This is a genomic window from Paracidovorax citrulli, assembly GCF_900100305.1.
GTDB lineage: Bacteria > Pseudomonadota > Gammaproteobacteria > Burkholderiales > Burkholderiaceae_C > Paracidovorax > Paracidovorax citrulli.
In genome coordinates this window covers 115,272-127,333 of record NZ_FNEY01000006.1, presented here as the reverse complement: position 1 = coordinate 127,333, position 12,062 = coordinate 115,272, and the positions used below count along the sequence as shown (strand labels likewise).

The 12,062-nt window shown below is 65.7% G+C and carries 17 protein-coding genes; 5 read left to right on the top strand and 12 right to left on the bottom strand.

All coding sequences use genetic code 11. From position 1 onward, the window contains the following. Nucleotides 1-20 precede the first annotated feature (20 nt). From BLR99_RS06185 to BLR99_RS06140, 12 genes are all read right to left on the bottom strand, one after another. Nucleotides 21-1,259 (bottom strand): pyridoxal phosphate-dependent aminotransferase, encoded by a 1,239-nt coding sequence (locus BLR99_RS06185; RefSeq protein WP_011794380.1) that lies wholly within the window; start codon nucleotides 1,257-1,259, stop codon nucleotides 21-23. A 115-nt stretch (nucleotides 1,260-1,374) separates the two neighbouring features. Next, nucleotides 1,375-1,944 carry a recombinase family protein gene (locus BLR99_RS06180; RefSeq protein WP_233249066.1) on the bottom strand — a complete coding sequence of 190 codons (570 nt, stop codon included), beginning with the start codon at nucleotides 1,942-1,944 and terminating at the stop codon, nucleotides 1,375-1,377. Between the two features lie 316 nt (nucleotides 1,945-2,260). Further along, on the bottom strand, nucleotides 2,261-2,428 hold the full coding sequence (locus BLR99_RS23040) for a hypothetical protein (RefSeq protein ID WP_017437960.1): 168 nt from the start codon (nucleotides 2,426-2,428) through the stop codon (nucleotides 2,261-2,263). An 11-nt stretch (nucleotides 2,429-2,439) separates the two neighbouring features. Next, the gene (locus BLR99_RS06175) at nucleotides 2,440-3,555 is read right to left on the bottom strand and encodes a zonular occludens toxin domain-containing protein (RefSeq protein ID WP_017437961.1); all 1,116 of its coding nucleotides are present in this window, start codon (nucleotides 3,553-3,555) and stop codon (nucleotides 2,440-2,442) included. Next, the gene (locus BLR99_RS06170) at nucleotides 3,552-3,839 is read right to left on the bottom strand and encodes a DUF2523 domain-containing protein (protein WP_017437962.1); all 288 of its coding nucleotides are present in this window, start codon (nucleotides 3,837-3,839) and stop codon (nucleotides 3,552-3,554) included. Before BLR99_RS06170 ends, BLR99_RS06175 begins: the two co-directional genes overlap by 4 nt. Next, a complete protein-coding gene (locus BLR99_RS06165) occupies nucleotides 3,836-5,152 on the bottom strand; it encodes an IgG-binding virulence factor TspB family protein (RefSeq protein WP_170838024.1) in 1,317 nt (438 codons plus the stop codon). The genes BLR99_RS06170 and BLR99_RS06165 overlap by 4 nt, the downstream gene beginning before the upstream one ends. Before the next feature lie 97 nt (nucleotides 5,153-5,249). Next, complete coding sequence (locus tag BLR99_RS23035; RefSeq protein WP_170838023.1) at nucleotides 5,250-5,426, bottom strand: hypothetical protein; 177 nt, start codon at nucleotides 5,424-5,426, stop codon at nucleotides 5,250-5,252. Nucleotides 5,427-5,429: 3 nt separating this feature from the next. Further along, nucleotides 5,430-5,657 carry a major capsid protein gene (locus BLR99_RS06160; protein WP_061855798.1) on the bottom strand — a complete coding sequence of 76 codons (228 nt, stop codon included), beginning with the start codon at nucleotides 5,655-5,657 and terminating at the stop codon, nucleotides 5,430-5,432. 71 nt (nucleotides 5,658-5,728) lie between these two features. Continuing rightward, nucleotides 5,729-6,040: a hypothetical protein gene (locus BLR99_RS06155; RefSeq protein WP_074686926.1), complete on the bottom strand. Its 312-nt coding sequence runs from the start codon at nucleotides 6,038-6,040 to the stop codon at nucleotides 5,729-5,731. Beyond that, nucleotides 6,037-7,056 (bottom strand): replication initiation factor domain-containing protein, encoded by a 1,020-nt coding sequence (locus BLR99_RS06150; RefSeq protein ID WP_074686924.1) that lies wholly within the window; start codon nucleotides 7,054-7,056, stop codon nucleotides 6,037-6,039. The genes BLR99_RS06155 and BLR99_RS06150 overlap by 4 nt, the downstream gene beginning before the upstream one ends. Beyond that, complete coding sequence (locus BLR99_RS23030; protein ID WP_061855795.1) at nucleotides 7,053-7,319, bottom strand: hypothetical protein; 267 nt, start codon at nucleotides 7,317-7,319, stop codon at nucleotides 7,053-7,055. The genes BLR99_RS06150 and BLR99_RS23030 overlap by 4 nt, the downstream gene beginning before the upstream one ends. Continuing rightward, nucleotides 7,316-7,786, bottom strand: coding sequence for a hypothetical protein (locus tag BLR99_RS06140; protein WP_074686922.1), 471 nt, complete (start codon nucleotides 7,784-7,786; stop codon nucleotides 7,316-7,318). Before BLR99_RS06140 ends, BLR99_RS23030 begins: the two co-directional genes overlap by 4 nt. Before the next feature lie 486 nt (nucleotides 7,787-8,272). On the opposite strand from BLR99_RS06140, the gene BLR99_RS22450 reads away from it, so the two are divergent. From BLR99_RS22450 to BLR99_RS06120, 5 genes are all read left to right on the top strand, one after another. Then, entirely contained in the window at nucleotides 8,273-8,539 is a 267-nt protein-coding gene (locus BLR99_RS22450) for a hypothetical protein (protein ID WP_138919951.1), read from the top strand. A gap of 87 nt (nucleotides 8,540-8,626) precedes the next feature. Continuing rightward, complete coding sequence (locus BLR99_RS06135; RefSeq protein WP_011794379.1) at nucleotides 8,627-9,004, top strand: Mth938-like domain-containing protein; 378 nt, start codon at nucleotides 8,627-8,629, stop codon at nucleotides 9,002-9,004. A gap of 147 nt (nucleotides 9,005-9,151) precedes the next feature. Continuing rightward, nucleotides 9,152-9,637 carry a peroxiredoxin gene (locus BLR99_RS06130; protein ID WP_011794378.1) on the top strand — a complete coding sequence of 162 codons (486 nt, stop codon included), beginning with the start codon at nucleotides 9,152-9,154 and terminating at the stop codon, nucleotides 9,635-9,637. Between the two features lie 172 nt (nucleotides 9,638-9,809). Then, entirely contained in the window at nucleotides 9,810-11,642 is a 1,833-nt protein-coding gene (locus BLR99_RS06125) for a PhoH family protein (protein WP_041827258.1), read from the top strand. 3 nt (nucleotides 11,643-11,645) lie between these two features. Next, nucleotides 11,646-12,053 carry a hypothetical protein gene (locus tag BLR99_RS06120; RefSeq protein WP_011794376.1) on the top strand — a complete coding sequence of 136 codons (408 nt, stop codon included), beginning with the start codon at nucleotides 11,646-11,648 and terminating at the stop codon, nucleotides 12,051-12,053. Nucleotides 12,054-12,062: the final 9 nt, after the last annotated feature.

The window sequence follows — 12,062 nt, the reverse complement described above, 5'->3', positions numbered from 1 at the left end:
GACATGCCGCGCCCGGCCGCTCACTCGGCAGCAGCGGCCGCGTGCTTGCGCCGGTACTGCTCGAGGAAGCCCGCGAGCCGGCCGATGGCCTCGCGCAGGTCGTCCTCGTGCGGGAGGAACACGATGCGGAAATGCTGCTGGTCCGGGTAGTTGAAGCCCGACCCCTGCACCAGCATCACGCGGGTGGCGCGCAGCACTTCCATGAAGAACTGGCGGTCGTCGGCGATGGGGTACATGGCCGGGTCGAGGCGCGGGAACATGTAGAGAGCCGCCTTGGGCTTCACGCAGCTCACGCCCGGGATCGCCGAGATGAGTTCGTAGGCCAGGTCGCGCTGCCGGCAGAGGCGCCCGCCTTCGCGGACCAGATCGTTGATGCTCTGGTAGCCGCCCAGCGCGGTCTGGATCGCCCACTGCCCGGGCACGTTGGAGCCGAGCTTGATGTTGGCGAGCATGTTGATGCCCTCGATGTAGTCGCGGGCCACGGCCTTGTTGCCCGACACCACCATCCAGCCGGCGCGGTAGCCGCACGAGCGGTAGGCCTTCGAGAGCGAATTGAAGGTGAGCGTGAGCACGTCGGTCGAGAGGCTCGCCATGGCGGTGTGGCGCTCGCCGTCGTAGAGCACCTTGTCGTACACCTCGTCGGCCAGCAGCACGAGACCGTGGTCGCGCGCGATCTGCACGAGCCCGCGCAGCAACTCGTCGGAATACAGCGCGCCCGTGGGATTGTTCGGGTTGATCACCACGAGGCCCTTGGTGCGGGGGGTGATCTTGGCGCGGATGTCGTCGAGGTTCGGCATCCAGCCGTTGGCCTCGTCGCAGAGGTAGTGCACCGGCCGGCCGCCGGACAGGCTGGCCGCCGCGGTCCAGAGCGGATAGTCGGGCGCCGGCACCAGCAGCTCGTCGCCGTCGTCGAGCAGCGCATTGGTGGCCATGGTGATCAGGTCGCTCGCGCCATTGCCCAGGTAGATGTCGTCGAGCGTCACGCCCTTCACGCCCTGCTGCTGGCTGTAGTGCATCACGGCCTTGCGCGCGGCGAAGATGCCCTTGCTGTCCGAATAGCCCGCCGAATTCGGCAGGTTGCGGATCATGTCCTGCTGGATCTCCTCGGGCGCATCGAAGCCGAACGGCGCGAGGTTGCCGATGTTGAGCTTGATGATCTTCTGGCCCTCGTCCTCCATCTGCTTGGCCGCATCCACGATCGGGCCCCGCACATCGTAGAGAACGTTATTCAGCTTCGCGGACTTGTGGATCGTCTTCATCGTGCGAAAGGCCCGGGGCGCACGCCGCGGGGCCAGGAAGAGTGAACGGTATGGCGCCGGAGAACGCTCCCCGATACCCCGCCAGGCGGCGCAGCCTCTGGCGAAACCTATTACTTTACCGCACCGCCTGCAGAAGCGGGCCAAGGACGGGGCGGCGGGGGCCATACCGCGAATCCTGCGGATTCAGACGAAGCCGAATCACCCTGTCAACAACGTGCCTCTCCACCCCAAAAGCCCGCGCCAAGCGGGCTTTGTTATTTTCACCGGCCTGCCACGCCTGCCACACAGCGGCTTCCTGATCCTCGGCCAACGTCGGCGGACGGCCATGGCGCTTACCCCTGGATATCGCGGCCACCTGGCCAGCGATGACGCGCTCCCTGATGATGCCGCGTTCGAGCTGGGCCACAGCACCGAGGACCTGGATCATGAACATCCCCATGGGCGTCGTCGTGTCGAGAGGCTCATTCAAGCTGCGGACCTGTGCGCCAGCAGCCTTGATGCGGTCGAGGATCGCCAACAGATCTACGAGGGAGCGCGCAACGCGATCCAGCTTGTAGACCACGAGCACGTCACCAGCGCGCAACGACTTCAAGCAGCGCTGGAGCTCGGGACGTTGGCCGATGCTGCTCGCCTTCTCCTGGTACACCTTCTGCACGCCAACGGCCTTCAGTGCGTCGAGTTGCATGCGGTTTTCTTGTTCGCGGGTAGAAACCCGGGCATATCCAATGTGCATTTCATCCTCCTGGCATGTAGTTTTGCCGCCAGGAATCACGTACGAAGGCTGAAAAAGACAGGTTTCTCAAGCGCGAGTCAGGCGCCGCAGTACCGCAAGGGCAATGGGCCGCGGAGGGGCCAGGACGGGGCACGAAGGCCCGGAAAGGCCGGCGGGGATACCACGGTAGCGGTCATGGTCACAAGGGCGCGCTAGGGCTGCTCTGCGCATTGCGGCGGGTACGTCGCGCGGCATGCCCCCAACATGGGGCGATGCCCCATACCCCAAGTCAGGGAACGATGGCGAGCAGCATGCCCAGGATGAAGCAGGCCAGGCCGATGCCAAAGAGCGTGTCCGTGAGGCTGGAGCGAACACGCTCCAGGCGCTCATCGAAGGCCCTCGCCGCGGCCATGAGGAGCAGCACGGAGCCGAGGATCGACATCACAAGAGACAGCATTGCATGGCTTTTCAGTAGCCGTATTCGGCGCGGATGGCGGCCCGCAGGTCGCCGATGGTAGGGCTTTGGTCGCGGGCGGCCAAGACCAGCTCCGGCGGCTCGGGCGGGCTGTACTCCGGACGTTCGGCGAACGTGCCGCCGGCGAGGACCACGACAGGCGGCGCGGTGTGCGCGCGGCACTCGAAAGGCTCACGCTCCACCAGGTGGCCGGCGGTGTCGTAGCACGCGCAACGCGTCTTGCTGGCAACGCAGCCAGCGAACACCGGGGCAGATGCAGGAGCAGCAGGAACCGCCGCGGCGCCGGCCTGGGCGACGACAGAGGACGACGAGGCGGCAGCGGGCGCGGAAGCAGCGGCAAGCGGTGACGAGGCAGGCGCCTTGCCGGAGACTTCGGCGGTCGAGGACTTGCCGCTCACGCGGTCGTTGATCCGCTGAATCGTGGTGGGCGCGAAGTAGGCCACGGCCGCGAGGCCGATCAGGACGAACCACACCAACCCGGGGAGCTTGCGCGGCTGCTTCGTGTGAACCTCCGCAGACCGGTACAGCTTCATCACCTTGCCGCTATAGCGCCACGGAGACTTAGTAATGGCCTTGCTGTACTGCAGCGAGCGCGACACGTGGTCCCACTCGTACACGACGGCCATTTTCATGTTGGCGACGCGGCGAACGTGCAGGTGCCGGCCGCCCAAGGCGTGCGTGTGGCGGTCCGTGTTCATAACGGACTGGGTGATGAGCACGAAGTCCACGCCCATGTGGCGGTGCGTGTCAAGGGCCTGCACGTCGGGCGGCACCTTCGAGCCGTTGGCGCGCGGTGGCCACATCTTCTGGAACTCATCGATGACGATCACCGATCCAGGCTTGGCCCACTGGTGCCAGTTGCGGGCGCTGGCCTCATTGCCCTTGAACTGCCATTCGTTGCCGGTAGCGATCCACTCGCCGCCAGTCTCCACCAGCTCATGCTCGATCAGCAGACTGGTGATGTTGGTGTAGATGGTGCGCGGCACCTCACGTTCGCCGCCGTCGCCGTCCGGAACCTTGATGGTGGCGCCGACCAACGGCAGCAGCAGTTTCTCAATCGCGAGGAGCGTCTTGCCGGCACCGGGCGTGCCGGTGATGATGGTGATCATTGCGGGTTCACTCCGAGGATCTTCGTAGCGTTCTGGATGTGCCAGAGCAGCACTCGCAGCGCCACGGCGCCAACGATCATGCTCAGGCCAACGCCGCCGCCAGCCAGCAGGAAGACGTTGAGCACGTCCACGGGCAGGCTGTTGACGGACGCCACCAGACGGGCCTTGAGGGCATCGACGGCAACGTCGAGGCCCACGATGGTGACGACGCTGAAGCCCAACGACGTGAGGATGCGGGCCAACAGCGGCTGCATCATCGACAGTAGCCAAGTACCGAGCTTCATGCGCCATCCCTCGCTGCGCCGCTCACGACCATGAAGGCTATGTATGTGCAGATGATGATGAGCACCGGCCGCACGTACGAGGTGATGTAGCCGCAGCTTTGCTGCCAGTCCCAAATCTTCATGTTCTGGTGCGCCACGTTGGCATAGATATCGGCCGGGCACGCCCCGCCGCCGAACAGGTTCTCGTCGCTGTAGCTGACGTTCCGCGTGGCCTTCGGAATCTCTCCGGAGGGCGTGTCAAGGTCGGCGCACGCCAAGCTGTCCGGGTTCTTCTTGCAGCCGTCGCCATCATCCTTGTCGTCGGGCGTCTCGTCGGGGTTGGTGGTGGTAGTCGTCGTGACCGGCGAGCAGGTTCCATCGCCCACGCATCGCTGAGTCACCGTGGTGGTGGACGTGTTCGTGATCCTGTTCCCGTCGGTCTGGTAGTTATTGGTAGTCTGCTTCACCGTCTTGCTGCCATCGGCATTGGCAGTCTCCTCCTTCGGCCCCTGGACCTGCGACGGACCGGTGACGGTGGGTGCGCTGGGCAGGGTGATATCGCCGCCCTTGTCGAGGATGTCGGAGACAACCTGTGCAGGCACTTCGGGCGCGTCCATGTACGGGGCGATGTCGTCCATCGAGGCAGGCATCCAGTCGGTCCAAGTGGCAGTGGTGCTGCGGTTCTGCGGCTCGAATTTCGCCTTGGTCCACGAGGTGGGCGACGGGCTCCATGCGTACTCATAGGAGCACTGTGTCTGGCTGATGACGGAGATGTTCTGGTAGTAGGCTCCACCACCGTCACGTGAGGCCTGCAAATGGGCATTGCAGGCCTGCGACAAGCTACGCACCCAGGTCTTGCCGTCGGGCAGTAGGTACTCCCGGCAGTCAGCGGAACAGGAGCCCTCTTTCTGCAGCAAGAAGGGCTTGTCGGGATAGTCGGCGGCGTCCTGGTTGATCCCCACGTTGCCCTCATCCAGCCAGCCCTTGATGGCAGGGGAGGCGGCAGCGATACCGAGGCAAATCAAAGGGTTCTTGCACAGCATGCCGAGCGCGTCCACGACAGCGGATTTGGGCACTTTGTAGGAGGCTTGGAAAGGGTACTTACTTCCGGCGAAAAACACATCGCCAGCGTGGCCCATGGTCATCATGCCGGGACCGGAAGGGTTGCCAGAACCGGAAGCGCCGATGTACCAGCCCGAATTGCCGATCTGGCTTCCGACGTGGCCGGTGGGGATCGAGCCCACGCTGCCGACAGAACCAGAGGAACCGGCCTGATTCGGACGGATGGAGGCCACCTTGCCGGACTCGCTCACCGAGTAGCGGAAGCCGGACATGCCGGCCTTGTTGATCGCACCGCAGGTCAGCGGAACGACACCCAAAGCAAGAGCGCAAGCCCAAGCGCGTAGAGGATTTCGACGGAAGAAGGCATGACTAGTCCCTGTCATGGTCAACCCTGAAAAGGTCATAGAGCCGCCGCAGGCAGAAGATGACCATGGCGGCGCCGAAGAACAGCAAGAAAAGCTCCCCCAGGTCCGCGAGCGTGTTCGCGTCCGGGGGGGCCGGCTGGACCAACACGGTCAGGGTTTGACCGCCCGTGTTGTCAGCCATGGATCACCAGCCCATCTTGCGCTTGAGGGCCAGCAGGCCCCAAATGACGACGCCGGCGCCCATCATGGCGATGACGGCGCTGGAGGCATCGGCCTTGAAGTCGTCGATGGCTTTCTGCACACCCTCAGGCAGGGCAGCGTGCGCGGACGCAGCGGACAGGGCCAACACGGCGCCTGCAGATGCAGCGCGGCTGCCGAACTTGCGGGCAACGCCCAGGGTTTTTGCGAACATGTGATTTCTCCAGGTTGGGGAAGCTGCGGGATTGCAGCGGATAACCCTGCACGCAGGGCTACCAGCTGACATCACGCAGCGGGGCGTTGCGCAGGCGCAGACGGGGCCGGAGAGGCCTTCACGGGGACGACGGAGACGATCTCCTGCCGGCGCTGGCCGTAACGCATGACGTCCTGCATTTCGAGCTCGCAGACCACGGGGAGCTCGATGCCATCGAGCTTGCGCAGCACCACCGGTTCGCACTGGTACTCACTGCCCATGAGGCCGCGTGCGCCCTTCCCCACGATGGGGAGCGCGCAGAACAGCTTGCCGATGGCGTAGGGCTGCCCGGTCTTCTTGCTGACACCCTCGGAAATCTCGATACCGATCACATGTGCTTTCATGGCCTTTTCTCCTGGTTAGCGACAGACGACGCCGCGATGAATCCGGCCAGGGTGGCCTTTTCCAGTCGTCTTGGGACGCCTGGCCGGGAAATGAGGTCTAGAAGGTCGTCAGCAGGCACGTGGCCGCGCATGACGTGCACGAGCTTTCCGTAGCCGACGCTGGCGTGGTGGACCATCGTTTCAAGGCTGAGCTCGCCTTCCTTCTGATGAGTGGCGATGCGCTCGCCAGCAGCCGGCAGCAGGCGCTGCAGGCACTCGTAGGCGCCGACGAAGTACTCGTCACAGCGGGTGAGCACATCGAGCGGAACGTCGCGATCCTTGTTGCGGATTTCGACCTCGAAGCGCGTCCACTTGTCGCCGCTGCCTGGTGCGAGCTGCAGGCCCTTTTCGTAGGCGCGGAGCATCTTGCCGTTCTCGCGGCGGCCAATCTCCAGCGTGCGGCCGTAGAACGGTTCGGGTGACAGCCAGTCGCCGGGCGTGCTGTGGCGCGGCGGGCGGCCCTCGCCGGCGGTGAACTCTCCGGCCTCCATCCAGGCACGGGCGTCCTCGACGGTGAACTCGCCATTCAGGCAATCGACGGCCAGGTCAACGCGCGTGATCGTCGTTTCCCACTGGCGGCCCAGCCACTCCTGCATGCCCTGCCAGTCGCTGATGCGGCTGCAGGCCGTGCCGGAGAGGTCCAGGCGCGCACGACCACGCATGCGGTCACCGCCCCAATCCAGCAGGGCCACCTGGTGGCGCGCGCCATCGTCCAGGCGGACATACAGGCGAGCGCCCTCGGAGAAGCCGAAGTGGCCACGGCCAGCCTCGGCCTCCACCTTGAGCCCGAAGCCATGGAGCAGGTCCAGGACCGTCGCCACGACGTGTTCGTCGGGCTCAGGCTTCCACGTCGCCGTCAACCAATCGACCTTCGCGCGCTGCTTGGAAGTTTCCCCCAGTGTTACAGCACTGGGGGAGAGCCCGGCGCCCTTCGGCGTGCGGCGCTCCGCTTGCCCGCCTGCGGCCGCCCGGCTCATTGCCCCACCTCCTGCGCACCAGGTGCAACTGCCTGCGCACGCGCGGCGGTCGGTTGGATGGCCTCCACGGTGGCGGTAAAAGGCGTGTCCCAGCGGACAGTGCAGCCGCTCTTGCGAAGCTGTGCGACGTAGCCTTCGAAGGCCTGCAGGGACGTGAAGCGCTTGATGCGGTGGCCGTGGGCCAGCATGCCCGGCGGGCATGCAATCTCGTAGCTCTTGGGCATGTGGATAAGGGCCGAGCCGGCCATGGGTGCGGTGCTCATGCGCGGCGATCCCCAGGACGGGGAGGCATGCCATTGGCGCGGCGGCGGAACGCTGCGGCACGCAGCAGATCAGGATCGCCAGAGGCTTCCTCATTGGTGATCAACTGCTCCACCATCAGGCGGCGATGCTTGGCAACGGTCATCGGCTTGCCTTCGTACATCTCGCCCACAGCGGGGAACACGCGGTCATCGACCAGGCACGGCTCCAGGTCCTGCGCCTGGCTCTCCAGCAGATCGCGCTGACGGGCCAGGAACGCGAGCTGAGCCTCGCCGGGCTTGCGCTGCAGCTTGTGGCTGTTGCAGATGCCGCCGCTGGTCACTTCGAGCTGGTGCAGCGTGCAGGCCGTGCGAGGGGCAATGACCGGGCTGTCGTGTCGCGTCACCTCGAAGTGCGCGCAGTTGCGGCAGCCTGGCCGCTCTCCCGGGGTCTGGTAGCCCACCTGGGCGTGCTTCGCAACGAGCCTCATTCCCACAACCCCGTGTGTCGATTCATGCGGGGGCCGGCATAGCGGCCAGATTCAGCAATGCACGCATTGCACTGCAAGAGGAAGTCATCTCCAGATGGCCCGCCACAGGCAGGACAGGTGCCCGCCCCCTGCCCAGCACCGGCCGCAGCCGCCAAGCCAGGAACCGGTGCCGCTTGGGTGGCAGGGGGAAGGCACTCGTTGTCCCCAGCTTGGGGAACCATCGTCAGGCTGGAGATGTGGCGGTAGCCGTACCAAGAGCCGTCGGCGGCCTCCAACACGGCTACGTTGCCCTCCAGGGCGCGGACTCTCAGCTCAATTTGGTCGGCGGTCAGGACGACGGCGCCGGGGGTGATTTGGTGGTGCATGGCGGCTGCGGTTGTTACTTCGATTACGATCTGTAATCAAGAACCCCGAAGCTAGCATGATTACAGACAGTAAACAAGAATTTTGCTTACAGTCGGTAGTCTTTTTTTTTAGGAGCGTGACATGCACACCACGATGGACCTACTCGATCGCGCGAACGACCTGATCCCGTCCGATGCTGAATGGTGTAGGCGGTTGGCGGTATCGCGGACGACGCTTGCCGTAGCGCGCGTCCGGGGGCGATTGACGCCTACTGTTGCGGGAGCCCTGGCGGAGGCGATCCACGAAGACCCCAAGCACTGGATCGCCGTGGCAGCCCTGGAGGCCGCGCCAGAAGGGCATTTGAACAGCCACCTGTGGAAGCTGGTCCAAGGTGGGGCAAAATCATAATTTGACCACAGTTCCACGGTGGATCCCCGCCCCGCTCCGCCGGGCGCCGTGCCGGCCCGCAACGCACTCCCGAAGGCGCCTCTCCCCATGAAATTCCAGCCCGACCGCTCCGAAGCCCAGACCATCAGCGCCTACGGCGCGGACTGGATCGCGGTCGATGGGGAAAAGCTCACGGGCAGCGTGGTGATCGGCTCCCGGGGCGAGCGGAGGGAATGGCAGTGCAACCGCTTCGAGGACCTCACCGCCGAGCATTTCGCGCTGCTGGCGGAACTCGACGCGGAAGTGGTCATCTTCGGCAGCGGTCAGCGCAACCGTTTCCCGCCACCGGCGTGGCTGCGGCCCCTCATGGCACGGCGCATCGGCCTGGAAACCATGGACACCCAGGCCGCGTGCCGGACGTACAACATCCTGGCGGGGGAAGGCCGCCACGTGGTCGCCGCGCTGCTGCTGGAACCCAAGGCGTGAAACGGGCGTGGATCTTGGTTACAGACCTGCGATTCGCGAAAGAGTCCGTTTCAAGGTAAAATTACGGGTTGCGGTCGGAGGCCTTCCAAGAGCAATAACACACAACTCCTCCGGCTTTTCAACGACTACATCAAAGATTGAAGTGCCATGGCGATCGTTGTCAACAAACCCCTCCCCGAATTCGAAGCCAACGCGACCGGTGGCATCAAGGTCTCCAACACATCGCACCTCGGCCAGATCCTGATCCTGTACTTCTACCCCAAGGACAACACCCCCGGCTGCACCACCGAGGCCATGCAGTTCCGCGACAAGTACGAGGATTTCGCCCAGGCCGGCGCCGCCGTGTTCGGCGTGTCGCGGGACAACATGAAGTCCCACGACGACTTCAAGGAAAAGCTGGAACTGCCCTTCGAGCTCATCGCCGACACCGAAGAGAAGATGTGCCACATGTTCGGCGTGGTCAAGAACAAGATCATGTACGGCAAGAAGGTCAAGGGCATCGAGCGCAGCACCTTCCTCATCGGCCCCGATGGCGTGCTGGTCCAGGAATGGCGCGGCCTCAAGGTGCCCGGACACGTGGACGAGGTTCTCAAGGCCGTGAAGTCCATCAAGGCCCTCAAGAAGGCGGCGTAAGCGCCTACAGCCGCGCCGCGCGCGGCATGCCGGGAGTGCCACGGCAACCGTGCATAATGGTTTCAATGCTGCTGCACGACGCAACGCTCCCCCACCCCCACAAAGCCGCCTCGGTCTCCAGGCGGCTTTTTGCTTTCTGACTCCCTCCCGTCCTCCTCCCAAGGCCCGCACCATGCCCCTGCCCCCCGCACCGACGAAACGCGCCGCCCTGCTTTCTCCGGATGCCTTCCGCGCCACCGCCAAATCCCGCATGGAAGATCCGCAGACCGAGGAATCCCTGGAAGCAGCCAGCCCGGCGGCGCTGCCGGACGGCAGCACTTCCGCGCCACGCAAGGCGGCCAGAAAATCCGCCCGCGGCACCACCGCCGCCAGCACGGGCAGCACACGCTCCGCCGCGGCGCCTGCCGCCATGGAACAGGCGCCGGCGCCGGTGGCTGCGCCCTCCGCCACGGCGCCCGGCACATCCCGGCGCACCGCCAGGCGCACCGCCCCGGCCACGGCGCCAGCCCCCATCCAGGCCGTGGCGCCTGAAGCCCAGCGCGGGTTGCCTGCCGTCCGCGCGGCCGCACCCGCGCCCGAGGCGGCCGCCCGTCCCCGCAAGGGCCGCGGCACCGGCCCCACGAAGATGTTCGTGCTGGACACCAACGTCCTGCTGCACGACCCGACCAGCCTCTTCCGCTTCGAAGAGCACGACATCTTCCTGCCCATGATCGTGCTGGAGGAGCTCGACGGCCACAAGAAGGGCATGACCGAAGTGGCGCGCAACGGCCGGCAGGCGAGCCGCACGCTCGACCAGCTCGCCGCCACCCAGGGCGCAGATATCGCCCGCGGCCTCAAGCTGGATGCCACGGGCCAGCGCGCGGCCGGCGGCTGCCTGTACTTCCAGACCGAACCGCTGGATTACCATCTGCCCACCAGCCTGCCACCCGGCAAGGCCGACAACCAGATCCTGGGCGTCGTGGAAGCGCTGCGGCACAAGTACGCGCCGCGCGAGGTCGTGCTGGTGTCCAAGGACATCAACATGCGCGTCAAGGCGCGCGCGCTCGGCCTCACCGCCGAGGACTACCAGAACGACAAGGCACTGGAAGACGGCGACCTGCTGTACTCCGGCGTGCTGGCCCTGCCGGCCGACTTCTGGACGAAGACCGGCAAGAACGTCGAGAGCTGGCAAAGCGGCGCGCACACGTACTACCGCATCGGCGGGCCGATCGTGCCGCAGCTCATGATCAACCAGTTCGTCTATTTCGAGGCCCCCGGCGAGCCCAGCCTGTTCGCGCGGGTGACGGAGATCCGCGACAAGACCGCCGTGCTGCAGACCCTCAAGGACTACGGTTCTGCCAAGAACACCGTCTGGGGCGTGAACACGCGCAATCGCGAGCAGAACTTCGCGATGAACCTGCTCATGGACCCGGAGGTCGATTTCGTCACGCTCACCGGCACGGCCGGCACCGGCAAGACCCTCATGGCGCTCGCCGCCGGCCTGACGCAGGTGCTCGACGAGCGCCGCTACACCGAGATCATCATGACCCGCGCCACCGTGAGCGTGGGCGAGGACATCGGCTTCCTGCCCGGCACCGAGGAGGAGAAGATGGGCCCCTGGATGGGCGCTCTGGACGACAACCTCGAATTCCTCGCCAAGGGCGACGGCGGCAATGCCGGCGAATGGGGCCGCGCCGCCACCAACGAGCTCATCCGCAGCCGCATCAAGATCAAGAGCATGAACTTCATGCGCGGCCGCACCTTCCTCAACAAGTACGTCATCATCGACGAGGCCCAGAACCTGACGCCCAAGCAGATGAAGACGCTGATCACGCGCGCGGGCCCGGGCACCAAGATCATCTGCATGGGCAACCTCGCGCAGATCGACACGCCCTACCTGACCGAAGGCTCCTCCGGCCTCACCTACGCGGTGGACCGCTTCAAGGGCTGGCCGCACAGCGGGCACATCACCCTGGCGCGCGGCGAGCGCTCGCGCCTCGCGGATTTCGCGAGCGAGGTGCTCTGACGCATGGCCATCAGCTGGATCACGGCACTGCAGCTCGTCCCGTGGGACAAGGTGATCGAAGCCTCTCCGCAGCTCATCAAGGCCGCGAAGGGGTTGCTGCGCAGCCGTGGAGCCCAGGAAGCCGAACAGGCGCAGGCGGACGAGGAGGCCGCACGCCTGGCGGCATCCACCGCCCCGTCGCCACAGGAACTGGCCCTGCAGCGCATCGGCGCCCTGGAGGACCAGGTGCAGGCGCTGGAGCAATCGCAGCGCCAGGCCCTGGAGGTCATCGAGCAGCTGGCCCAGCAGAACGCCCAGCTCGTCGCCACCGTGAGCGCCCTGCGCACGGGCGCGCAGCGCCTGGCGGTGGCCTGCGGGGTGCTGGGCGTGGTGCTGCTGGGGATGGTGGCCTACACCGTCGCCAGGGCGTAGGGCGGCGCA